Genomic DNA, 23,191 nt, shown 5'->3' with positions numbered 1-23,191 from the left:
TCACAGGAGAAAACCGTCACGCGGGGGACCCATGTCACAATCCTGCGCGGACCTTCTCAAGGCCGCCGTGCGCCAAAGTCCGGCCTTTTCCAGGCAAGGCGTCCTGGAGCGCCTGTTCGTCTCCTGGTTCTCAGGCTTCGTCTACAATCAGATCTGGGAGGACCCCAGGACCGACCTGGAGGCCCTGGTCCTTGCGCCCCACCACCGGGTGCTGACCATCGCCTCGGGCGGCTGCAACATATGCCATTACCTGCTCGGCGGGGCGCACTCCGTGACTGCCGTGGACCTGAACATCCACCACGTCCACTTGAGCCGCCTGAAGCTCGAGGCCGCCCGCCGCCTGCCCGGACACGACGCCTTCTTCCGCTTCTTCGGCAAGGCCGACGACCAGGGCAACGTCACAGCCTTCACCCACCACATCCTGCCTTATCTGGAACTCTCCCACCCGGACACCGCCGCCTACTGGCAGGCTTCCGGCTCGTTATTCGGCAACCCGCGCATCTCCATGTTCACGGACAACCTCTACGAGCACGCCCGCATGGGCCAGTTCCTGAGGCTCCTGCGCAACATCTGCCGCCTGAGTGGGCGCGACCCCGAACGTATCCTGAAGGCAACCACCCTGGAGGAGCAGCGCGAGGCCTACCAACGCGAGCTGGAACCGCTGCTCGCCAGCCGTCTGGTGCGCTTCCTCTCCGACTACGCCGTGGCCGTGTTCAGTCTGGGCATCCCGCCGCAGCAGTACCGGGCGCTCAAACGCGAATGTCCCGGCGGCGTGCTGGAAGAATACCGCAAGCGCATCGAGAAGCTGGCCTGCGGCTTCCCTCTCAAGGACAACCCCTTTGCATGGCAGGCCTTCGGACGGCGCTACGACGCGCGCACGCCCTCCGCCCTGCCTGAATACCTGCGCCCCGAGAACCACGCGGCGCTCCAGGCTGCCGCGCCGCGCGCCGAGGTGGTCCACGACAGCCTGGGCGGGTATCTGGACAAGCAGCCGGACCGCAGCCTGGACCGCTACGTCCTCCTGGACTCCCAGGACTGGATGACCCCCAAGGCCCTGCGCGACCTGTGGGCCGCCATCGCGCGCACCGGCAGGCCCGGCGCGCGGGTCATCTTCCGCACCGCCGGGGAGATATCCCCCATCGAGGAAACACTTCCGGCCCCGCTTCGCCGCCGCTTCCAGTATCACGAGGAGACCTCGCGCAGGCTCTCCCCCGGCGACCGTTCCTGCCTCTACGGGGCCTTCCACCTCTATGAACTGACGGAGTGACGCAATGGAACAGGCCCTTCGCATGGACCGGATGTACGCCCTGCAACGCCACATCTACGACGCAACCCGGCGCTTCTACCTGCTGGGACGCGACCGCCTGCTGGAGGAGATGCCCGCCCCTCACGGCGGGGCGGTACTGGAGATGGGGTGCGGCACGGGGCGAAATCTGGCGGTGCTGCGCAGGCTTCGGCCCGACCTGAACCTGTGCGGGCTGGACGTGTCAGCCCGGATGCTGGAAACCGCCGGGAGCAAGCTCTGCGGGCAGAACGTGCGCCTGGCCTTGTGCCGGGCCGAGGAGTTGAATCCCTGCGTCCACTTCGAGTTGGACGGGCGCTTCGACGTGGTGTTCTTCTCCTACGTGCTCTCCATGATCCCGACCTGGAAGGACGCCCTGGAGGCTGGCTGGTCCGCGCTCAAACCCGGCGGGACGCTGGCCGTGGTGGACTTCTGGGGCCAGGGGGGCCTGCCGGTGTGGCTGGAGTGGCTGCATGAGCGCTGGCTCAGGCTGTACGGCGTGAGCCTGCGCCCCGAATTGCTGACGCATCTGCGGGAGATGGAAAAAGAAGGCCGCGCCCGGCTGGAGATTCACTCCGTGCGCGGCGGGTACGCCTATCTGGCCTGGGTGGAGAAGCTTGCGTAAGTGCCGCGCGGCGCGGCGTCGAAGAAGAAGCCAGTGTGGCGTTCTCACAAGGCGTTCAAACAATATACAAGTCTAAACCAAGAGAACCATTGATTTTGTTTGCGAAAAACATGTCCATGTTTTCGCAGACGCTCCACTAGTCGCCGCCGCGCAGGGCCTCGATTGGGTTCAGAGACGCGGCCTTGCGGGCGGGTTTGAGCCCGAAAACCAGCGCGATAACCAGTGAAGACAGCAGGGCCAGCACGAACAGCTTGCCCGAGAGCTGGATCTCCAGCACGCCGAGCCGGGTGAGCAGCTGCCCCATGGCGATGCCGATGCCGATGCCGATGACCGCGCCGATAAGCGTCATGATCACGGCCTCGGCCAGGAACTGGATGGTGATGTCCAGGGACGACGCCCCCAGCGCCTTCTTGAGGCCGATCTCCTCCTGGCGCTCGCTGACCGACAGAAACAGCAGGTTCGCCAGCACAAAGCCCCCCACCACGATGGCCGCTCCGGCCGTGATGCCCAGGAACACCATGATGCCCCCGGTGATCATGCTGAGGAACTTGAGCACCTCCGTGGCCGAGATGACGGAGAAGTCGTCCGGGTCCTCCGGCTTCAGCTTGTGGTTGTGGCGCAGGAGGGATTTGAGGTTGGCGATGTGGTCTTCCATCATTTCCGGTTCCAGGAATTTCACCCGGAGTCCCCGGTAGTAGTTGCGCTCCAGATGGAACCGCTGGGTCAGGGTGGTGATGGGCATGATGATGCGGTCGTCCACCGACACTCCGCCGCCGCCGGGCGTGAATCCGCGATAGGCGAGCCGACCCACCACCTGCACCGGCAGGTCCTGCACCAGGATGACCTGCCCCAGGGGGGACTCGTCCCCGAAAAGCTCCTTGGCCGGGGCGTCGCCGATCAGGCACACCTTGGCCGAGTGCTTCACGTCGTCCTCCGTCAGGTCGCGGCCCTCGATCAGGGGCCAGTTCCAGGCCTCGGCGTAGTTGGCGGTGGAGCCGACAACCAGGGGGGTGACCATGTTGCGATTCTCGAAGCGCAGGGTCACGCCGCCCCGGGACCGCATGGGAACCACCAGATACGCGCCAGGCAGGGAAAGTTCTATGGAACGGACGTCGGCTGCGGTGAGGGTCAGGGTGCGCTGGCCCACCGCGCGGGTTTCGATGTTGCCGCCAAAGACCAGAACTGCGTCCGGGCCGAACCAGTCCACGATCTCCAGCACCTTGCGCCGCGCGCCGTCCACCGAGGCGATGATGATGGTCAGGGCCGCTATGCCCAGGGCCACTGCCAGCACCACGAAGAACGAGCGCAGCTTGAACGCCCACAGCGCCCCCCAGGCCATGCCCAGGACGCGCAGCGAGCGTGCGGCCACGTGGGCCAGCTCAAGCGATCTGGCCGTCCAGGACGAGGATTCTGCGTTTGGCATAGCTGGCGGTTTCCTCGTCGTGCGTGACCACGATGATGGTCTTGCCCAGTGCGTTCACCTGGGCGAACAGGCTCATGATCTCTGACGAGGTGTTGGAATCGAGCTGGCCGGTGGGCTCGTCAGCCAGGATGAGGTCCGGGTCGTTCAGCATGGAGCGCGCCAGGGCCACGCGCTGCTGCTGGCCGCCGGAGAGCTGCGAGGGTTTGTGGCGCATGCGGTCGGCCAGACCCACCTGGGACAGCAGATGCTCGGCGCGCTCGCGCAGCTCCGCCTGGGGCTTGGCGCTGTAGAGCCCTGGCAGCAGCACGTTGTCCAGGGCCGTGGCGTACGGAATCAGGTAGAAGCTCTGGAACACGAAGCCGATGGCCTGGTTGCGAAGGCCCGAGAGGGCGTCGTCCGAAAGCTGGGCCACGTCCTGGCCGCGCAGGAAATAGTGCCCCTGCGTAGGACGGTCCAGAAGCCCCAGGATGTGCAGCAGCGTCGACTTTCCCGAGCCGGACGGCCCCTGCAGGGCCACGAATTCGCCCGCATCGATGCCCAGCGTCACTCCGCGCAACACCTGCGTCTGCACGTCCCCCAGGAAATAGGACTTGGTGACGGCCTCAAGACGTATAAGCGGCGTGTTCTCCATAACGCGCGCAGTCTGCCAGATTGCGGTGGTTTGGTCGAGTGGCATGACGCTTCCCGAACAATGGAGGAGGGGATGGCAGGACCGGGGCGCGCCTGTCAGGGCGCAAAAAAAGAGCGTCCCGGCATGGCCGGGACGCCCTGAAGTGCTTATGCGCGGCTCGGCAGGTGCGCCGGGCCGGATCGAGCCAGTTTGGGTCGGATCAGTCTTTTTTCGCCTCAGGCTTGGCAGCCGTGGCGGGAGTTTCGTCTACGGGAGCCCCAGGCTTAACGGCCTCGGATTCGGACGCTGACGAAGCTTCGGGCTTGGCCGCAACGGGTTGCGCGTCGTCATGACCGAGTGCGGCGGTGTCGTGGGCTTCGCGCTCGGCCTCGTGGGCATCGCGGGGAGCTTCTGGCTCGCCTGGCGTTCCGGAATCTCCGGAGTCTCCGGTCGTGGCGTCAGCCGGGGAAACACCCTCGGGGCTCGAGGCGTGCGCGTCGGCCTGGAGTGCATCGCTCCCGGCGAGGGAGGCTGCGCCTTCGGCGGGCGGGATCTCGGAGATGCGGGCATCGTCAAGGGCTGCGTCGGACCCTGCCGGGGCAGCGCCGTCAGGCCCGTTTCCGCCGTCGTCGCCGCCATCCGTGGGAACAGGCAGGTCCCCGCCCTCCTCGGGCTTGGGCTTCTTCTTGCCGAAGAAATACGCCACCCAGATGCTTATCTCGTAGAGCACCACCATGGGCGCGGCCATGAGGATCTGGTTCACGGCGTCCGGGGTGGGAGTCAACACTGCCGCCACCACGAAGAAGATCACGATGGCCCAGCGGCGCTTCTGGCGCAGCCAGATGTGGTCCACCACGCCGAAGCGGGCCAGGAAGAAGATGAACACCGGCATCTCGAAGATGATGCCGAAAGCGAACAGGAGCCCCAGGGCCAGCGAGTAGTACTCGGAGAGCTTGGGGTTCAGGGTGACGATGTCCGAGGCGTAGTTGGCCAGGAAGGTGAACCCGAAAGGGAACACCACATAGTATCCGAAGCCTGCGCCGCTGATGAAGCACAGGGCGGTGAAGATGGCCACCGGGATGGCCAGCCTGCGCTCCTCCTCGTAGAGGCCGGGAGCCACGAAGCTCCATATCTGATAGAAGATGACGGGGCTTGCGAGGAAAAGCCCCGCCACGAAGGCCGCCTTCATGGAGACGAAGAAGCCTTCGGTCAGGGCCGTGGTCTGGATGGTGCTGCTGGCGGGCAGCACCTCCTTCAGGGGCCGGAGCATGATCTCGAGGATCTTCTCGGCAAAGGCGAAGCAGATGGCGAAGCCCACGCCTGCGGCGATGAGCACACGCACCAGACGTACGCGAAGCTCCTCCAGGTGGTCCAGGAGGCTCATCTCCCTGCCGGGATCGGCAGCCGCTTCCTGAGGCTGGCTCACGCTTTCTGATCCTGAGCGGGCTGGTCGGCGTCGCCCTGCAGGGAACCGAGCCCGGAGCCCAGGTCAACCAGGATGGGGCTGGCCATGAACACCGAGGAGTAGGTTCCGGCAATGATGCCGATGATCATGGCCAGGGCGAAGTCCTTCAGCACGCTGCCGCCGAAGAAGTACAGCGCGGCCACCGTGAACAGGGTGAGCAGCGAGGTGAGCATGGTGCGCGACAGGGTCTGGTTGACCGCGTCGTTGATGGTCTTCTCGAAGCTCTCGCCCTTGCTCTGGTGCAGGCGTTCGCGGATGCGGTCATAGACGATGATGGTGTCGTTCAGCGAGTAGCCCAGGATGGTCAGGAGGGCCGCCACGATGGTCAGGTCGAACTCCAGGTCGAAGATGGAGAACACGCCGATGGTGATGATGATGTCGTGGATGTCCGCCACCAGCGCGCCCAGGGCGTACTTGAGCTTCAGCACCCAGCACAGCACAAGGGTGATGAGGATTGCGGCCACGATAAGATATCCCATGGACAAGCCCAGGGACCGAAGCCCCCACATGCCCACGGCCAGGCCGCCCGCCATGGCTGCGGCAGCAAACCAGCGCTGCTCGAACCTGCCGGAAATATAGATTGCAATGAGCAGTACCGCGTAGAAGATGGCGTTCAGCGCGCCGACCCGCAGGTCTGCGCCCGCCTTGGGACCGACGACCTCGATTCGCTGCACCTCGAAAGCGCCCTCGCCCAGGCTGGCCTTGAGGGAGTTGGCCACCTTCATGCGCACCTGCTCCAGGGGCTCTCCGTGGTCGGAGGTGCTGATCAGGAAGGAGTTGTCCTTCTCCTGGCCCAGGCGCTGCACGGCAAGCCCCGGGAGGCCCGCCGCGTCAAGCGGCTTCTTGATGTCGTCGGGACCGATGGCCTTGGCGAACTTGAGCTGGATGGTCATGCCGCCGGCGAAGTCGACGCCGTAGCGCGGGCCGCCCTTCACCACCAGCGAGGTGATGCCGGCCAGCACCAGGACGAGGGAAAGGATGTAGGCGTAGCGCCGGTAGCCGAGAAAATTGAAGTTTATGTTCGGCTTGATGAACTCAAGTCCCATGGAGGTCCCCCAATGCGGATTATGGCGCCCTAAGCGGCGCAAGTGGAGTGAAATCGGTCTTTTCGCTGGGCTTGTCAAGCCTTGCGGCATCCCGGAGCCGGAGGAAAATGCCCCGGCGCGGCGCAACGGCCTCTTGGGCGAAACCGCGCGTCACGCGACATTCCTGCGGGAGGTGCGGCGTCGCAGCGGCGCCCCCCTCGCCTCAGGGCTGCCTGCATCTAGAACAGGCGACGCTTCACCACCATCCAGACGCCCCCGACCGTGGCCAGGACCGCCACCACCAGCGTGACGATCACCCCGGCCTCATGCTCCTGGAAAGGCAGCTTCACGTTCTGGCCGAAGAAGCTGAACACCAGGTTGGGAATCATGAGCATGATTGTCACGGTGGTGAGAAACTTCATCACCACGTTCAGGTTGTTGGAGATGATCGAGGCGAAGGCGTCCATCATGCCGGACAAGATGTTGGAATAGATCCTGGTCATGTGGATGGCCTGGAGATTCTCCGTGATGGCGTCTTCCAGCAGCTCGTGCTCCTGCTCGTTCATCTTGATGATGTCCGCACGCTGTATTCTGGCCATGATGATCTCGTTGGCCTTGATGGACGTGGTGAAGTACACGAGGCTCTTCTCCAGATTGAGCAGCTTGATGAGTTCCTCGTTCTTCATGGCCCGGTGCAGTTCCATCTCGGAAGCGTTGGTCTTCTTGTTGATCTCAGTGAGGTACTTGAGGAACAGGATGGCCGTCTGGTTGAAGATCTGGATGACGAACCGCGCGTGCTGGTCCGGGGCGAAGTTCTTCACCCTGCGGTTCAAGAAGAATTCCATGATGTCGATGGGTTGCACGGAGATAGTAACCAGGCAGCCGTTCTTGAACACTATCCCCAGGGGCACGGTGGCAAAGGGCACGGAGTCCCCTGCCGTGCGGCGCACCGGGGTGTGCAGCACGATCAGCAGGCAGTTGTCGTCGATCTCGATACGGGCGCGTTCGTCCAGGTCGAGCGGATCGGTCAGGAAATCCAAAGGGATGTCCAGGGATTGCGACACGTCGCGGATTTCGCTCTCGCTGGGCGCGGTCAGGTTGACCCAGCAGGCGTCCTTGATGTCGCATCCGGGCGTAGGAATGCCGAATGCATGAGTGTAGCACGTAATCATTGTCGCCTCCGATGCGTTGCCATGCTGCGGGGACGGCCGCCCGGCGCGCCAAGACCGTCTGCGGGATCAACCCTTTTTGGCTGATTTTTTCGCCGCTTCAGGAGCGGCTGGCTGCGGTTTGCCCGGCTTACGGGCAACCTGCTTCGAGGCGGGTTTGACCGTCTTCCGGGCAGGGGCGGCAAGTTCGGAGAGCTCCGGGCGTGGGCTTATGCCCCGGAATTCCTCCTCGATCGGACGCGGGGGGGTCGATTCCTGGACAGCGGGCCTGTCCTTCTCCACCAGGCGGGTCATGGCTTGCACGCCCTCGGCTGAAAAAAGCTGGCCGCCCTTGACCACAAGGGCCACGAAGAGCGCCACGAGGAGAATGAGTTTCACGTTGAAAGCCCGCATTGAGATCCTCACAGGGGGCACGGATGGTCCGCGCCGGGAAGGTCGGCACTCGATACACCCGCCCTTCGCCTTTGGCAAGCCGGAGGACTTTGCCATGGCGTGGTTACGCCCTTGTGACGCCCATAAAAACGGGGGCCTTTCGGCCCCCGTCCGGGTTCTGAATGCGCGGCATGTCTGCCGTTTTTCCGTGGCTTCAGCCTGTGCGGCGCGAGCCCTGCCGCAACCGCAGCTGTTCACTCCAGAGAGGGCATTGCACGTTATCAGGCGCGATCACTCGAAGAAGCCAGGGGTTCAGCAAAACCAGCTGTTCCAGTTATCTATTTGAGGTACTTCAGGAAGCCCGATCCAGGGGTCAGCACCACCCGGCCGTTCTCCTTGAGGGCCTTCTTGTAGGCCTCGAGGCTGCGCATGAAGCCGTAGAACTCCGGCGACTGCCCCAGGGCTTCGGCGTAGGTCCTGGCGGCCTCGGCGTCGCCCTGGCCTCGCAGCACCTCGGCCTCCCGACCGGCCTCGGCCAGCAGGATGGTGCGTTCCTTGTCCGCGCGGGATTTTATCTTGGCGGACTCCTCCTGGCCTTCGGAACGGTACAGCTTGGCCTGGCGTTCGCGCTCGGCCTTCATGCGCCCGAAGATGGCCTTCTCGTTCTGGAGCGGCAGGTCGGTGCGCTTCACGCGCACGTCCATGATCTGGATGCCCAGGTCCTTGACCGTCTCGTTCACGCTGCTGGTGACGATGGACATGATCTCGGCCCGGCGAGAGGAAACCACTTCTTCCATGGTATAGTTGCCGATGGCCACGCGCACTTCCGCGTAGATCAGGTCGTCCAGGCGCGAGTTGGCGCGCGCGACGTTCTGCAACGTCTGGTAGAAGCGCAGGGCGTTGACGATGCGCCATTTGGCGTAGTTGTCCACCACCAGGGTCTTCTTGTCCTTGGTGAGCACCTCAGCGGAACTGGCGTCGTATTGCAGCACGCGCGAGTCCAGGTAGACCACGTTCTGCACGAAGGGCAGCTTGAAGTGCAGGCCGGGGCCGAGCGTCTCCGAGACTGGCTTGCCCAGCTGGATGACGATGGCCTGCTTGGTTTCGTCCACGGTGAAGAGGCACTGCATGGCGATGATGGCGGACAGAATGGCCGCCAACGCGAATATGACGATGGTACGCATGGTTATTTGCCTCCCTTGTCGCCGGACTTGACCCGTCCCTGGCGGTCCAGGGGCAGATAGGGCACGGCCTGCTTGAGGGCGTCGTCCGAGAGGATGATCTTCTCAAGCTCGGGGTTGGCGAAAACCTCCTCCATGGTCTCGATGAACAGGCGGTCGCGGGTGATCTCCTTGGCCTTGTTGTATTCGAGCAGCAGGGCCTGGAAGCGCGAGGCTTCACCCTTGGCCTTGCGCACCACGGCCTCCTTGTGGCCCAGGGCGTCGTTCAGCATGGACGCGGCCAGGCCGCGCGCCTTGGGGATGATGTCGTTGTAGTAGGCGTCGGCCTCGTTCACCAGGCGGTTCTTGTCTTCCATGGCGCTGGCCACGTCCTTGAACGCCTCGACCACGTCCTTGGGCGGGTGCACGTCCTGCAACTGCACGGCCACAACGCGCGCGCCGGTGTTGTAGCGATCCAGGATGGACTGGAGCAGCTCCCGCGTGGTGTTCTGGATTTCCAGCTTGCCCGTGGTCAGCACGGCCTCGATGGTCTTGTTGCCGATCACCTCGCGGATGGCGGCCTCGGCGGCTGCCTTGACCGTCTCGATGGGGCGCTGGATGCGGAACTCCCATTCGACGGGGTCGCCGATCTGGTACTGCACGATCACCTGGAGATCGACGATGTTCTCGTCTCCGGTGAGCATCAGGGCCTCTTCAGGAACAGGTTTGTACTGCGAGCCTGTGCCGTCTCTCGTTCCGATCGTTTTGAAACCGATCTCCACGCGTTCCACGCGGGTCACCTTGGGCATCACCACGCTTTCCACCGGAAAGGGTATATGGTAATGCGGTCCAGGTCCGGTGGTGCGTTCATATGCGCCAAACCGTTTGACCAGGCCGACCTCGTCTGGTTCCACGATGTATATGCCGGAGGCCAGCCACAAGACGGCCACTGCGAGCACTATCAACTTCGGCCCGCCGGGGATGCGGAAATTGAAATCGGTTATGCGCTTGAATTCGTCTCCAAGGCTCTTGAAGTCAGGCCCCGAACCGAACTGCCCCTGTCGTTTGTCTTGCAGTTTTTCCCAATCCCAGTTCATCTAAACACTCCCTAAAAAAATCTGGACGCTGCCAACATGAAGCCACTCTCGCCAGACATTTTCCGTGCATACGACATTCGAGGGATCGTGGACAAGGACTTTGATCCCGAATGGGTTGAGGTTTTTGGTCGCGCCTGCGGCGCATATTTCCTGAAAAACGGTTTTTCCCGCGCCGTTGTCGGGCACGACGCCCGCCTGTCATCTCCCATCTATCAGGAGCGGCTCGCCAAGGGAATGGCCGAGACCGGCGTGGACGTCGTCCTGGTGGGCATGGTCTCCACGCCCGTCTGCTACTTCGCCTGCAAGCGCCTGGGAACCGACGCGGGGGTGATGGTCACGGCCAGCCACAACCCGCCCGAGTTCAACGGCTTCAAGGTGATCGCCGGGCCGTCCACCATCTACGGCGACGAAATCCAGGAGCTTTTCAAGATGATGGCCGCCGGGAACTTCCCCTCCGGCAAGGGCGTCGTCTCCACCCACGACATCCTGCCCGCCTACGTCTCGGCCCTGACCTCCCAGACCAAGCTCTCGCGCCCCATCAAGGTGGTGCTGGACGGCGGCAACGGAGCGGGCGGCCCGGTGACCGAGGCGGTGCTCAAGGGCATCGGGGCCGAGGTGATCCCGATTTTCTGCGAACCGGATGGTAACTTTCCCAACCACCACCCCGACCCTGTGGTAGAGAAATACATGACCGCGCTCATCGAGCGGGTGAAGTCCGAGGGCGCGGCCTGCGGCATCGGCCTGGACGGCGACGGGGACCGCCTGGGCGTGGTGGACGAGACGGGAAAGCTCATGTTCGGCGACCAGCTCCTGGCCATCTACGCCCGAGAGGTCCTGAAGGACCACCCCGGCGCCACGGTGATCGGCGAGGTGAAGTGCTCGCACCTGGCCTACAAGGACGTGGCGGCCCACGGCGGCAACCCGGTCATGGGGGCCACTGGCCATTCGCTCATCAAGGCGCGCATGCAGGAGACCGGGGCCAAGCTGGCTGGCGAGATGAGCGGACACATGTTCTTCGCGGACCGCTACTACGGCTTCGACGACGCCACCTACGCGGCCCTGCGCTTCCTGGAAGTGCTGGACCGCCACCCCGAGGCCACGGCCGGGACGCTCCTGGCCGACTGGCCAGTCACCTTCAACACGCCCGAGATCCGTTTCGACTGCCCCGAGCACATCAAGTTCGCCGTGGTGGAGCGCGCACAGAAACATTTCCGCGCCCTCTACGACATGATAGACGTGGACGGAGTGCGCATCGTGTTCCCGGACGGCTGGGGGCTGGTGCGGGCCTCCAACACCCAGCCCGTGCTGGTGCTGCGCTTCGAGGCCGAGAGCCCCGAGCGCCTGGAGGAAATCCGGGCCGTGATCGAGACGCCGCTTCGGGGCTGGATAGAGGAAATGAGCTGAACCATGCGCAAATACTGGAAATGGATCGCCGCCGCCCTTGTGCTGGCCGGGGTCGCCCTGGCCGTCTGGCGGCCCGGCAGCGGGCAGAAGGACACCAAGGTCCTGGCCACCGCCGAGGTCAAGATGGGCGAGGTGCGCAAGGTGCTCCAGGCCACGGGCATCGTGAAGGCCCAGGTCGGGGCCATCGTGCGCATCGGCGCGCGCGCCACGGGAACCATCAAGGAGATGCGCGTGCGCGTGGGCGACCCGGTGACCGCCGGGCAGACCATCGCCCTCATCGACGACCGCGAGCTCCAGGCCCAGCGCGATCAGGCCGAGGCCACCATGGAGAAGGCCCAGGCGGAACGCCAGCGCGTGCTGGACGTGTACCCGCGCCGCATCGCGGAGTCCGACGCGCAGCTGAAGCTTGCCGAAGCCCAGTACGACTACGCCAAGGCCAACTCCGCCCGCCAGACCCAGCTGCTCAAGCAGAATCTGGTCGCCCGCGACACCCAGGAGGCCGCCATGCGCGAGGAGCTGGTCACCTTCAGCACCGTCAGGGCGCGAAAGGCCACCCTGGACCTGGCCAAGACAGAATTCCTGAAGGAAAAGATCAAGGCCGACAAGGCCGTGGAAGAGGCCGAAGCCGGGCTCGCCACCATCGAAACCCGCATCTCCTACACCAAGATCGTCTCGCCCATCGACGGCGTGGTCAGTCTGGTGTCCACCCAGCAGGGCGAAACCGTGGTGGCCGGACTTCAGGTGGCCAACCTGATCACCGTGCTGGACCCCACCCGTCTGGAAATGTGGATTTACGTGGACGAGACCGACGTGGGGCAGGTCAAGCCCGACATGCCCGTGGAATTTCGCGTGGACGCCTACCCGGACACGGTGTTCAAGGGCGTGGTGGACACCATCTACCCCCAGCCGGAAATCCGCGACAACATCGTCTACTATCAGGCCCTGGTGCGCCTGGGGGCCGAGAAGGCAACCATGCTGCGCCCGGAGATGACCACCCAGTGCCAGGTGGTGGTTCAGGAAAAGGCCAACGTGCTGACCATCCCCAACTCCGCGCTGAAATGGGTGGACAACCAGCAGGCGGTGTTCCTGGTGGAGGACGGCAAGGCCATCAGGGTGCAGCCGGAGCTTGGATTGTCGGGTCTGCACGAGACCGAAGTGATCAAGGGACTCACGGCGGGGCAGCTGGTGGCCACGCAGATTCTGCTGCCGTCTGGAGGCAAGAAGCCGAGCCCCCAGGAACAGGCCGGGGCACGGCCTTCCGGCCCTCCGGGCGGCGGTCCGGGTAGCGGCGGTGGCGGCAGGCCGGGTAGCGGCGGACGGTAGATGAAGCGAGACGAGATTCCGTCCGCTCGCTGGAATACTTCAAGCTCTGCGTGAGGCCCTGGCCTTCGCCACGGTCGAGGCAGCTCCGTCTTAGATCATCATCCACACGCCAAAGACATCGACCAAAACAAACACAAACCGGCGGTCAGGCCTCCCCTTGGGGCCTGACCGCCGGTTGTCTTTAATACCCTCTGGCGTCGCGTCCCTGCCTGCCTTCGGGCGGCGCGGCTGCGTCTTGGTCCGTCTCCCAGCCCAGGTCGGGCGTCGGGTTTCCCCGGCTCTCCGGCCGGACGTTCGGGCCTAGGCGTAGTCGCGTCTGAACCGGTGTATGCCTTCCGTGACCATACCGGCCAGATACAAAACTCCGTTGAGCATCGCCGGAACCATGTCCGGGATGATCTGCCTGCGCTCGTAAACAGGCTTCTCCTCCACCGTTTCCGCCTCGTCTTCCCAGGTGCGCCCGGTGAAGCGCTCGTACAGGGCGTTGGCCTCGTGGTCGTGGCTGGAGAGCATCAGCGCCTGGGCCACGCTGCGCTTGGCAAGCTCGGGCTCGCGCTTGAAGTGCCAGGCCTTGCCCAGCTCCAGGTGGGCCTTGGCGTCGTTCGGGCACAGCCAGACCGCGTTCTTCAGCGCCATGAGCGCCCCGTCGCGGTCCATCTCGCGCGAAAGGCGCATGCCAAGGCTCAGGAAAGGATTGAAGGCGCGGGCGTCGTCCGCGATGATGGACAGGAACTCATCTTTGTAGTGCTCGAAGCGCTCGGCCTTGGCGCAGGCGTCCGCCGCCTGGGTCAGGGCCTTGCGGTAGCGCACCTCGTCGCCCAGAGCCAGCCAGCAGCGCGCCAGCCCCAGATGCGCGTCGGCCTGAAGCGCGCTCAGTCGGGCGGCCTTGCCGAAGGACTGCACGGCCTGGGAGTACTCCTCGCGCGCCAGCTGGCGCAGGCCCAGTTCGTAATGATGATGCGCTTCGTCGGCCTCGTTCAGGACCTTTTCGAGCTTGGGCAGCGCCGTCTCGATCCGGCCTTCCTCAGCCATGTCCAGGCAGTCGGCCAGGCCGTCGAGCTCCTCTCGCAGGAAGCACTTGGACTGGCGCGCCAGGGCCAGGTGCTTGAAGAAGGTGTCCAGGGTGTAGGGGCGTACCAGATAGCCCACGCAGCCCAGGCGGACCGCCTCCACCACACGCTCGCGCTCCACTGTGGAGCTCAGCATGATGACCGGGAGGTGGCGCAGGCGCGGGTCGGACTTGAGGGCGCGCATGAAGTCCCAGCCGGAACCGTCGGCCAGGGTTTCGTCCACGAGCACCACGTCGGCGCCCTGGTCGAGCAGATAGCTGATGGCGTCCCTGCCGCTGGGCACGGCGCGCGACATGGCGATTCTGGCGTTTTTCAGGCTGATGCGGTCGACCCTGGCGTGGCCTTCGTGTGCGCTGACCACCAGGGCGGTGCGCAGAGGCTGATTGGGAGCGGACTTCTTGGCGGCGTTCATGATGCCCTCGCTTAGTCTGGATGCGGAGGATGCACTTATCCCCCGATTGCGGCGCAGCACCCCGGACAAACCGATGACTGCACCGCAATCTCCTCTCCCTTGCTGAAGGTATCGGTGGATTGCGGAAATGCTTTAGAGGTCTGAACTGGAAAAATTGAATGGAATCAAGAGGCGGAAAAAACTAGACGGCCTTGTTGAGGACCACGCCGGGCTTGATGCCGGACTGGTCATACGCGCTGGCGGCGCTGGCTGAATTGGAGGCTTCCTGGCGGCTTCGGCGGGACTTTTTTCCGGCGCGCATGCGGCGCTTGGTTCCCGCCTGGGCCTTTCGCGCGGCCTGCTCGTGCGCCTGGGCTTCGCCCGTGGCAGTCCCGGCAGCGGCGGTCGAATCCGTAGCGGCGGCCTCGTCGGCGGATGTCGCCAGCTCCCCGGTCAGGGTGGTTCCGGTCACGGGCATGCCGTTCTCGTCCAGCAGTGCGCCGCCCTCCCCGTCCGCCCCGTCCGTCAGATACTCGTCGCCGGGCTCGCCCTGGGAGTCCAGGGTCTCGTCCTGGTCCTTCTTGGCCTGGTCCATGAGCATGGCGTTGGGATCCACTTTCGCCTGGAATTTGTCCATCATGGCGGACACGGCCTGCCCCATGGCCTCGCCCAGCTTGTCGCTGGCCTGATCCACGTCCATGGCCAGGAAGGACTCGTTCTTCCCGTTCTGGAAGTAGCCGTTGATGGCCTGGTTCAACTCGCCGTTGAAGAAGGACATGGCCTTGTCCCCGGCTGCTATGCCGAAAGCGCGGTCGATGAACTCCAGCCCGTCCACCAGGGCGTTGCCCAGGTCGTCCTCGTTCAGGGGCTTGGACCCTGCGTTCTTAAGCACCACGCCCATGAAGGTGCGCGCGGCGCGGTCGCCGAAGTTGTCCTCCACGAAGCTGACGGCCTCGGTGAGGGACTTCTCCAGCGCCTCGTCGGTGGTGGTGCGGCTCTCCGGGGCCTCGGTAAGGGCGGTGCGGCGGGTTATCTCGTGCGCAAAACCCTCGACGGCCCCCTGCTCCAGGGGCATAAAGGGTGTCCGGGCGAACGTGCCCCGGTTCATGATCGTATTTGCGCCGCTTATGTTCATGTGCTTTCTCTCTGCCATGCTGATCGGTACGGGAACCGGAAACTTTAGGGTTGCCCGCCTGCCCCGGGCGCGGGTACACCTCGCCCCCATGAACGCCACTCCGAACGCCCCCATATCCGGCTGGATGGGAACCGTCCTGCAGGTGGACCTCTCCCGCGCAAAGACCGCGCGCGAACCGATAGCTGAAGACGTTTTGCGCCAAAACATCGGCGGCAAAGGGCTGGCCGGACATTTCCTGGAGCCGCACGTCCACCTGCCCTGGGACGACCCGGGCATGCCCCTGTGCCTGTTCACCGGGCCGCTGGTGGGGACCATCGCGCCAACGTCGGGTCGCGCCTGCATGGCCACGCGCTCGCCACTGACCGGCGCGTTCTGCGACGCCTCAGTGGGCGGATCTCTGGGCACGCAGATCAAGAAAGCGGGCCTGGACGGCCTTGTCATAACCGGCCGGGCCGAGCGTCCCGTGGGAATCGTCATCGAGGACGGACGCGTGGACATCCGCGACGCCTCGGAGCTTACCGGACTCACCCGCGATGAGGTGCGCAAGCGCCTGGGCCTGTCCGGCTCCCTGGCCGGCGCCCTGGCCCTGGTCGGCCCTGCCGCCGAGACCGGCGTGCGCTTCGCCTGCGTGATGGTGGACGAGCACCACGCCTTCGGGCGCGGCGGCATGGGTCTTAGCTGGGCGGCGAAAAACCTCAAGTATCTTGAGGTGAAAGGCACGGGCAAGGTGCGCGTGGCCGACCAGGAGGCCCTGAAAAAGGCCCGCGAGGACATCTTCCGGCTGGTGGCGGCCTCCCCGGTGCTGTCCGGCGGGCACGGCTTCTCCTGCTTCGGCACGGGCGCGCTGTACGATCTGATGGACTCGCGGCGCATGATGCCCACGGACAACTTCCGGGCCTCGCACTTCGAGCCCGCCGGACGCCTGAACGCCGTGCGCTACAAGGAAGCCTACCAGACCACCAGGCACGGCTGCCGGGGCTGCCACATCCAGTGCAAGAAGATCGCGGCGGACGGGCGCTCCATGCCCGAATTCGAGACCATGTCGCATTTTACGGCGCTGATCGGCCTGGAGGACATGGAACTGGTGGTTGCGGCCAACGCCCTGTGCAACGACCTGGGCATGGACACCATCTCCGCCGCCGTGACCCTGGCCTGCCACGCGGAGCTCACCGGCGAGCGCCTGACGCCCGCGCGGGTGCTCCAACTGCTGGACGACCTGGGCCGGGGACGCCTGCCGGAGCTCGGCATGGGCGCGGCTGGCTACGCGGCATCGCTGGGCCATCCCGAAGCGGCCATGGCCGTGAAAGGCCTGGAGTTGCCCGCCTACGACCCGCGCGGGGCCTACGGCATGAGTCTGGCCTACGCGCTGTCAACGCGGGGCGGCTGCCACCTGCGCGCCTATCCGGTCAGCCACGAGATTTTGCGCAAGCCCGTGGCCACGGACCGCTTCAGCTTCCTGGGCAAGGCCCGCATCATCAAGATCGCCGAGGACGCCAACGCCGTGGTGGATTCACTCACGGCCTGCAAGTTCATCTTTTTCGGGGCTTCACTCGAAGAATACGCCCACGCCTACCAGGCCGCCACGGGCGTGGCCGCGTCGGCGCAGGACCTCCTGCGCCTGGGCGAGCGCATCTACTACCGCGAGCGCATCATGAACGCCCGCCTGGGCTTCACCAGCGCCGACGACGACATTCCGGCGCGCTTCTTCGCCCCGCCGGGCCAGGACGGGCTGGCCGAGGACATCCGCCCCGTGCCGCGCCAGGAGTTCCTGGAAGCCAGGGCCAAGTACTACGCCATCCGTGGGCTGACAGAAGAGGGGATGCCGACTGAAGCCAAGGCGCGTGAGCTTGGTTTGACACTGTGACGCCGGGGGGAGAACCTTTTGTGAACAAAAGGTTCTCCCCCCGGCCCCCCCTTCCAAAAAACTTTGGTGGGCTTCGCGTACACGCTCGGCGATATGACGTGTGAGGATTCAGCGCGCGGACAAGGCCCACAGGTATATCGACGCGACAGACCCATGGGGGGAATAACGCTTGCGGTAGCGGTCGAACTGGATTCGGGTAAGAGTCTTCAGGCCGTACAGGGTCATCATGCCGCGCCGGATGGCCAAGTCTCCCCAGCTGACCACGTCCGGCCTGCACAGGGAATGAATCAGCAGCATCTCGGCGGTCCACACGCCAACGCCCGGAAGCGACGAGAGCGTCGTAATTATCTCTTCGTCCGCAAGTTCCGGGAGCCGCGAAAGGTCGATCCAGCCCCGCGCCGCCGCCTCGGCGATGCCCTTGATGTACCCCGCCTTGCGCATGGACATGCCGCACTGCTGGATGTCCGCGACGTCAAGGCCTGCGATGGCCTGCGGCGTGACCTCCCCCACCTTCCCGCGCAGCCTGCCCCAGATGGTGTCCACGGCCTTTGTGGAGATCTGCTGGGCCACGATGCTCCGCAGCAGCGCGGCGAACAGATCGGGCGTGACCCTGCGCTCGAGCATGCCGAGCGCGTCCATGGCCGCGCCCAGCTTCTTGTCGTGGCGCTTCAGGTGGTCGATCTCAGCCTGTCCGTAAGGAAATATCTGCATGCTGCTTTTCCATCTCCAGAAGCCGCTGCTTGAGCGCCAACCCGCCGCGATAGCCCGTCAGCTTCCCGCTGCTGCCGAGTATCCGATGGCAGGGAATGACTAGCGGCAGGGGGTTGCGGGCGCAGGCCAGCCCCACGGCCCGGATGGCGCGCGGATTTCCGGCGCGCTGGGCAATCTGACTGTAGGTGGCTGTCTGGCCGTAGGCAACCGCGCGGAGCTGATCCCACACGGCGCGCAGGAACTGCGTGCCTTGAGGCGCAAGGGGAAGCGAGAATTCCCGCAGCTCCCCGGCGAAATACCGGGCAAGCTGCCGGTGCGCCTCCCGGATCGCCTGCGTTTCCTGCACGACTGCACCGACAGGCACCGGGTCCGCCTCAAAGAAGATGTTCGTGAGCTTCCCGTCCTGCTCCGCTATGCCGACCTCGCCTATGTCCGTGTTGTAATGGAATATGTTCATGGTTTCCCGCCCTGGAGCGACTCGCGCCAAGCCGTGGGAGTCGTTCCGGTGATTTCCCTGAAGCGTTTGTAGAAACTGGACAGGCTCGCGAAGCCGCTGGCCAGGGCTATCTCAAGTATCCCATCCTGCGTTTCGCGCAGCAGCATTTTCGCGTTCCCGACCTGCACCCGAACGAGATACTGCGTCTGCGTGCAGCCTTCGTGCTGGCGAAACAGGCGCATCAGATGGTTGCGGCTGACGCCGAGCCCGGCAAGTACGTCTTTGACCATCCTGATATCCGCATAATGATTCTCATAAACCTGCTTCACCTGCCCGACCAGATCCCGACCCGGATCGTAATCGTGCAACTCCGGGCGACAGCGCTTGCAGGGGCGGAAGCCGTCCTGGACGGCTTCGTCCACAGTGCCGAAGAAACGCACATTGCGGCGAAGCGGGGTTTTGGAATTGCAGGAGGGGCGACAGAAAATGCCGGTTGTCTTCACGGCGTAAAAGAACGCGCCGTCCGCGCGAGAGTCGCAGGCGACGACGGCGCGCCACCTGGCGTCGTCTGTCATGGGGGTGTTTGTCTGCGCTGCGTGGTGCATGGCCTGCCTCCCGGCAGTGACGGCTTGATAAGCTGACGAGCGTTCGCGCCGAGCACACCGCCCCGCTGCGGGCAGGCGGCTTCGAAGCACGCTTTCTCGTAATCACAGCCGGAAGATAGTCAAAACAATGCCGGGAGTCTTCCTCGTGGGCACCACGTAATTTCTTCTGCTGGAGCCCACAAAAAGAGCGCGCCTTTCGGCGCGCTCCCGCAAAATTATCGCATCATTACGCGAAGCTATAAAGGATTCCAAAGGAACTTGTTCCTTTGGCCGCCGGAGGCATCTTACCTCTTACTGCTCCGCCAGCCAGGCGCGAAACACGCGCAGCTCGTCCAGCCAGTTGGTGCTGAGGCGCACTTCCAGAAACTGGCGGTACAGCTCATCGACGAACTCCATGCACTGCTCCAGAAGCATCATCTTCTCCAGGAACGGCGCGTCGGGGTCATCGCCCTCTTCCAGCTTGGTTTCGATCTTGGGGGTCTTGAGGCCCGACAACGAAAAGTCGTCGGAAGCCAGCAGCACCATCCAGGTGGCGCCGTCGCGCTCGATGCGCACCAGAGCCTTGTCCACCAGCTTGCCGTTGCGAAGTCCCAGCTTGGCTTCGGTGAACTCGGCGTGCGGCCCGGTGACCACGGCCTTCTCCACGTTGTCGCCGGAGCCGCCGCGCACCGAGATGCGCTGCTCCAGGAACACGTTGAATTCGCCGCTTCCGGGCATGGAGAAGAGCCAGCCGTTCTTTTCCGAGCGGAACCACAGCCAGGTCAGGAAGTCCTGCCCCAGCACCACGTCCTGCATTGCGGCCTTGATGAGGTCCATGATTGCTCCTTAGGGGGCCGCGAAGGGGCTGGGTTCGAGGTCGTCGAGCATGGCGTGGCGGGACTGGTCCACGATGCGCCGGGCCATGAAATAGGGGGTAAGCTGCTCCAGGTTCAGCCCGAAGCTCAGGAGGAAGTACTCCTCGAACATGGTCTTGATCTTGGAGTTGGTGGTGGCCAGCAGCACCTGATTGGAGCGCAGGTTCCACACGGCGTCGAACACGGCGGGGATGGGCAGGAAGCGGGCGCGCAGCTTGAGCATCACCTGATCCTTGAGCTCTTCCTTGCGGTCCTTGCTGATGAAGCTCTTGCCGGTCTCCTTCATGGCTTCCTTCTCGGCCTTGATGGCCAGCAGGAAGTGTTTCTTGATGACGGCGGGCGGGATGCGCCGGGTGTCGAGCCGCAGGGAGAAGGTCATGTAGTGCGCCTTTTCAGGGGGCGCGGTACGCCAGAAGCTGTCCAGCCAGTCTTCCAGGCAGACCCAGCCGTAGCTTCTTTCGTCGGTAGTCTGGTCGATGTCGCGGAAGGAGAACTTGGCCAGGCGCTCGGGCAGTTCCGAGGCCAGCTGGCCGGTCAGGTCCTCCATCACAGCGTAACGGGTGAAGCTGCCGCTTGTTGCGAGTATGCCCACGGAAACCTCCGGTGAATGATGATGCGCCGGTCGCGACCCTGTCGCCTCCCGGTGCGGGTTAGCATCTACCCTCTTTTTTCGCGCCGCGCCAGCCTGGGCGGTGGTACGCTTTATGCTGAATCCCTCCTGATAACGGAGGGTATCATCATGGCGCTCTGGACCGTATCCACCGGCAAAGGCGACATCAGTTTCGGTTCCAAGTCCCGCAAGATGATGGGGCCGCGCGGCTGCAACGAACCGTTCAAGGGCTCCTTCTGGTGCCCTGGCAGGAAGTGGTTCTCCAAGGATCCCTGCCCCTTCGTCAGCAGGGCCGAGTGCGACAACTACCGCCGCATGTGCGGCGCCATCTGACTGAGCCTCCCGGAGGCGGACGCGCCGCGCCTGGATATTTCAAATTTGTAAGTGCATGCGACAATAAGCGTCACTGACTTACAAATACGTATCCAGGCCGGACGCGTGGAAAAGCGAGCGTGGCATCCTTTGATTTTTGATTTCCTTGGGCTATAGCTTGCTCCGAGCATGACCAAACGCATCGGAGGAAACATGCCCAGCCGCGCAAAAGCCAAAGGCCCCGACACCCGCATCGCCACCCTGGGTCCGGCCAGGATCGAGTCGCCCCTGACCTACTGCCACTTCGTGCCCGACGACATGATGATCCCCATCCGCGTCTCGCCCGAGGACCTGGACGAAGGCGAGACGGAGAACGACATCCTCTTCGAGCCCGCCGGGCCGCGCGCCAACATCTATTTCGATTCCTCCAAGGTGAAGGCCGCCATCGTCACCTGCGGCGGGCTGTGCCCCGGCATCAACGACGTGATCAGGGCCATCGTCATGGAGGCCCACCATAACTATAACATGGCCGCCACCCTGGGCATCCGCTTCGGGCTCCAGGGGTTCATTCCCAAGTACGGCCATGAGATCATGGAACTGACCCCCCAGAGCGTCTCCAACATCCACGAGTTCGGCGGCACCATGCTGGGTTCCTCGCGCGGGCCGCAGCAGCCCGAGGATATCGTGGACGCCCTGGAGCGTTCCAACATCGGGGTGCTTTTCGTCATCGGCGGGGACGGCACGCTCAAAGCCGCCAGAAAGATCCATGAGGAGGTGGCCAAGCGCGGCGCGCGCATCTCGGTGATCGGCGTGCCCAAGACCATCGACAACGACATCAACCTGGTCACCCAGTCCTTCGGTTTCGACACCGCCGTGGAAAAGGCCACCGAGGCCATCCGCTGCGCCCACACCGAGGCCCTGGGCGCCATGAACGGCATCGGCATCGTGAAGCTCATGGGGCGGGAATCAGGCTTCATCGCGGCGCAGGCCACCCTGGCCCTGAAGGAAGTGAACTATGTGCTGGTGCCGGAGGACAACTTCCAGCTGCACGGCGTGCACGGCCTGCTGCCCTCGCTGGAGGAGCGCCTGAAGGCGCGCAAGCATGCGGTGATCGTGGTGGCCGAGGGCGCGGGCCAGCACCTGCTGGAGCAGTCCGGCCACACGGACGCCTCGGGCAACCTGGTGCTGGGCGACATCTCCTCGCTGTTGACCAGCGAGATCACCGGATACCTGAAAGAGCGCGGCATGCAGCACACCATCAAGTACATCGACCCAAGCTACATCATCCGCTCGGTTCCGGCCAACTCCAACGACCGGGTCTACTGCGGCTTCCTGGGCCAGTTCGCGGTGCACGCGGCCATGGCGGGCAAGACGGGCATGGTGGTCAGCAAGGTCTACGGGCGCTACGTGCACCTGCCGCTGGAGCTGGTGACACGCAAGCGCAAGAAGCTGGACATGACCTCGGACTACTGGCGGGCCGTGCTTGAATCCACCGGGCAGTACGCCATTTCGCCCATGGTGAGCAAAGGCTCGCCCTTCTGCACCATATAGCTTGCGGCAGGGGTCGCGCTGCGCGCGGCCCTGCTTATTCGCTCGATTGCCCTCGGGAGCGTCAGGTTTGCTGAGCCACGCCTGCCGCCAAGGCGGACATGCTCCGGGGGCTCCGACTTTTCAGGAGTGGCCGGGGACTACTCAGGCCACTCCAGGAGTTCTTCCGTGATGCGCTCGGCCAGCTCTTCCAGGGGCAGGTCCGGGGCAACCAGGTGGGCGCAGGCCAGATAATAGGGGTCGCGCTCCTCCACGGTCTTGCGCACCTCGTCTTCCAGGGCGAGGTCCGTGAGCGCGGGGCGCTGCTCGGGCAGGAGTTCTTCCATCAGGCGGGCCACCACCTTCTCCGGATCGGTCTGGAGATAAATCACCACGCCTTCGACCAGAAGCTCGCGGTTGCGGGCCTTGAGCACCACGCCGCCGCCCGTGGCCACCACATGGCCCGGTGTTCCGGCAATGGAGGCCAGCACGGAGGTCTCCAGGTCGCGGAAGCTCTCCCATCCTTCGGTCTCCACCACTTCGGCGATGGTGCGCCCGGTGGATTGGAGGAATTCCTCGTCCAGGTCCAGGAAGGGGCGTTCGAGTTCCGCGGCCAGCATGCGTCCGAGGGTGGTCTTGCCGCTGGCGCGGGGGCCTATCAGGTAGATATTCTTGTCTTTTGAAACGGCCATGGGTTCCTCCGAGGCGCATCACCTACCAC

General features: G+C 64.4%; 22 protein-coding genes and 1 pseudogene. 7 read left to right on the top strand and 16 right to left on the bottom strand.

Annotated elements, in window-relative coordinates:
* Positions 1-31 precede the first annotated feature (31 nt).
* Together G453_RS0107855 and G453_RS0107850 are read left to right on the top strand one after the other, a co-directional pair.
* Entirely contained in the window at positions 32-1,267 is a 1,236-nt protein-coding gene (locus tag G453_RS0107855) for a DUF3419 family protein (RefSeq protein ID WP_027190614.1), read from the top strand.
* A 4-nt stretch (positions 1,268-1,271) separates the two neighbouring features.
* Positions 1,272-1,907, top strand: coding sequence for a class I SAM-dependent methyltransferase (locus G453_RS0107850; protein WP_027190613.1), 636 nt, complete (start codon positions 1,272-1,274; stop codon positions 1,905-1,907).
* A gap of 136 nt (positions 1,908-2,043) precedes the next feature.
* On the opposite strand, the gene G453_RS0107845 is transcribed toward G453_RS0107850, so the two are convergent.
* The 8 genes and pseudogenes from G453_RS0107845 to hflK form a co-directional block, all read right to left on the bottom strand.
* Positions 2,044-3,330: an ABC transporter permease gene (locus tag G453_RS0107845; RefSeq protein ID WP_084502169.1), complete on the bottom strand. Its 1,287-nt coding sequence runs from the start codon at positions 3,328-3,330 to the stop codon at positions 2,044-2,046.
* On the bottom strand, positions 3,287-4,006 hold the full coding sequence (locus tag G453_RS0107840) for an ABC transporter ATP-binding protein (RefSeq protein ID WP_328285391.1): 720 nt from the start codon (positions 4,004-4,006) through the stop codon (positions 3,287-3,289). The genes G453_RS0107845 and G453_RS0107840 overlap by 44 nt, the downstream gene beginning before the upstream one ends.
* A gap of 589 nt (positions 4,007-4,595) precedes the next feature.
* Positions 4,596-5,324, bottom strand: a pseudogene (gene tatC / locus G453_RS29225) (twin-arginine translocase subunit TatC); the annotation flags it as partial.
* 38 nt (positions 5,325-5,362) lie between these two features.
* Complete coding sequence (gene secF / locus G453_RS0107830) at positions 5,363-6,451, bottom strand: protein translocase subunit SecF (RefSeq protein ID WP_027190610.1); 1,089 nt, start codon at positions 6,449-6,451, stop codon at positions 5,363-5,365.
* 218 nt (positions 6,452-6,669) lie between these two features.
* Positions 6,670-7,602 carry a magnesium transporter CorA family protein gene (locus tag G453_RS0107825; RefSeq protein WP_027190609.1) on the bottom strand — a complete coding sequence of 311 codons (933 nt, stop codon included), beginning with the start codon at positions 7,600-7,602 and terminating at the stop codon, positions 6,670-6,672.
* Between the two features lie 66 nt (positions 7,603-7,668).
* Positions 7,669-7,977, bottom strand: coding sequence for a hypothetical protein (locus G453_RS0107820; protein ID WP_156920844.1), 309 nt, complete (start codon positions 7,975-7,977; stop codon positions 7,669-7,671).
* A gap of 332 nt (positions 7,978-8,309) precedes the next feature.
* Positions 8,310-9,155, bottom strand: coding sequence for a protease modulator HflC (hflC, locus tag G453_RS0107815; RefSeq protein ID WP_027190607.1), 846 nt, complete (start codon positions 9,153-9,155; stop codon positions 8,310-8,312).
* 2 nt (positions 9,156-9,157) lie between these two features.
* Positions 9,158-10,228: an FtsH protease activity modulator HflK gene (gene hflK / locus G453_RS0107810; protein WP_027190606.1), complete on the bottom strand. Its 1,071-nt coding sequence runs from the start codon at positions 10,226-10,228 to the stop codon at positions 9,158-9,160.
* A gap of 36 nt (positions 10,229-10,264) precedes the next feature.
* On the opposite strand from hflK, the gene G453_RS0107805 reads away from it, so the two are divergent.
* Positions 10,265-11,632 (top strand): phosphomannomutase/phosphoglucomutase, encoded by a 1,368-nt coding sequence (locus G453_RS0107805; RefSeq protein ID WP_027190605.1) that lies wholly within the window; start codon positions 10,265-10,267, stop codon positions 11,630-11,632.
* Positions 11,633-11,635: 3 nt separating this feature from the next.
* Positions 11,636-12,955, top strand: a complete 1,320-nt coding sequence (locus G453_RS22970) for an efflux RND transporter periplasmic adaptor subunit (RefSeq protein WP_043645011.1) — start codon at positions 11,636-11,638, stop codon at positions 12,953-12,955.
* Positions 12,956-13,255: 300 nt separating this feature from the next.
* Here the strand turns inward: G453_RS22970 and G453_RS0107795 are convergent, their stop codons facing one another.
* Entirely contained in the window at positions 13,256-14,437 is a 1,182-nt protein-coding gene (locus G453_RS0107795) for a response regulator (RefSeq protein WP_043645009.1), read from the bottom strand.
* Between the two features lie 181 nt (positions 14,438-14,618).
* The gene (locus G453_RS26165) at positions 14,619-15,551 is read right to left on the bottom strand and encodes a hypothetical protein (RefSeq protein ID WP_156920843.1); all 933 of its coding nucleotides are present in this window, start codon (positions 15,549-15,551) and stop codon (positions 14,619-14,621) included.
* A gap of 88 nt (positions 15,552-15,639) precedes the next feature.
* On the opposite strand from G453_RS26165, the gene G453_RS0107785 reads away from it, so the two are divergent.
* Positions 15,640-17,415: an aldehyde ferredoxin oxidoreductase family protein gene (locus G453_RS0107785; protein ID WP_051271983.1), complete on the top strand. Its 1,776-nt coding sequence runs from the start codon at positions 15,640-15,642 to the stop codon at positions 17,413-17,415.
* A gap of 108 nt (positions 17,416-17,523) precedes the next feature.
* Here G453_RS0107785 and G453_RS0107780 read toward each other — a convergent pair whose 3' ends face one another.
* From G453_RS0107780 to rdgC, 5 genes are all read right to left on the bottom strand, one after another.
* Positions 17,524-18,126, bottom strand: coding sequence for a DNA-3-methyladenine glycosylase family protein (locus tag G453_RS0107780; RefSeq protein ID WP_027190602.1), 603 nt, complete (start codon positions 18,124-18,126; stop codon positions 17,524-17,526).
* Complete coding sequence (locus tag G453_RS0107775) at positions 18,098-18,583, bottom strand: methylated-DNA--[protein]-cysteine S-methyltransferase (RefSeq protein WP_027190601.1); 486 nt, start codon at positions 18,581-18,583, stop codon at positions 18,098-18,100. The genes G453_RS0107780 and G453_RS0107775 overlap by 29 nt, the downstream gene beginning before the upstream one ends.
* Positions 18,580-19,167: a bifunctional transcriptional activator/DNA repair enzyme AdaA gene (locus tag G453_RS0107770; protein ID WP_205620056.1), complete on the bottom strand. Its 588-nt coding sequence runs from the start codon at positions 19,165-19,167 to the stop codon at positions 18,580-18,582. Before G453_RS0107770 ends, G453_RS0107775 begins: the two co-directional genes overlap by 4 nt.
* Before the next feature lie 291 nt (positions 19,168-19,458).
* Positions 19,459-19,983, bottom strand: a complete 525-nt coding sequence (locus tag G453_RS0107765) for a hypothetical protein (protein WP_027190599.1) — start codon at positions 19,981-19,983, stop codon at positions 19,459-19,461.
* 9 nt (positions 19,984-19,992) lie between these two features.
* Positions 19,993-20,613, bottom strand: coding sequence for a recombination-associated protein RdgC (rdgC, locus tag G453_RS0107760; RefSeq protein ID WP_027190598.1), 621 nt, complete (start codon positions 20,611-20,613; stop codon positions 19,993-19,995).
* A gap of 147 nt (positions 20,614-20,760) precedes the next feature.
* On the opposite strand from rdgC, the gene G453_RS0107755 reads away from it, so the two are divergent.
* Both G453_RS0107755 and G453_RS0107750 read left to right on the top strand, forming a co-directional pair.
* Positions 20,761-20,964, top strand: a complete 204-nt coding sequence (locus tag G453_RS0107755; protein WP_027190597.1) for a hypothetical protein — start codon at positions 20,761-20,763, stop codon at positions 20,962-20,964.
* 192 nt (positions 20,965-21,156) lie between these two features.
* Complete coding sequence (locus tag G453_RS0107750; protein ID WP_027190596.1) at positions 21,157-22,494, top strand: ATP-dependent 6-phosphofructokinase; 1,338 nt, start codon at positions 21,157-21,159, stop codon at positions 22,492-22,494.
* A 137-nt stretch (positions 22,495-22,631) separates the two neighbouring features.
* Here G453_RS0107750 and G453_RS22960 read toward each other — a convergent pair whose 3' ends face one another.
* Positions 22,632-23,162, bottom strand: coding sequence for a shikimate kinase (locus G453_RS22960; RefSeq protein ID WP_043645005.1), 531 nt, complete (start codon positions 23,160-23,162; stop codon positions 22,632-22,634).
* Between the last annotated feature and the right edge of the window lie 29 nt (positions 23,163-23,191).

This window comes from Fundidesulfovibrio putealis DSM 16056 (genome assembly GCF_000429325.1).
GTDB lineage: Bacteria > Desulfobacterota > Desulfovibrionia > Desulfovibrionales > Desulfovibrionaceae > Fundidesulfovibrio > Fundidesulfovibrio putealis.
Note: the sequence above shows the minus strand (reverse complement) of the source record. Positions and strands in the feature narration are given on the sequence as shown.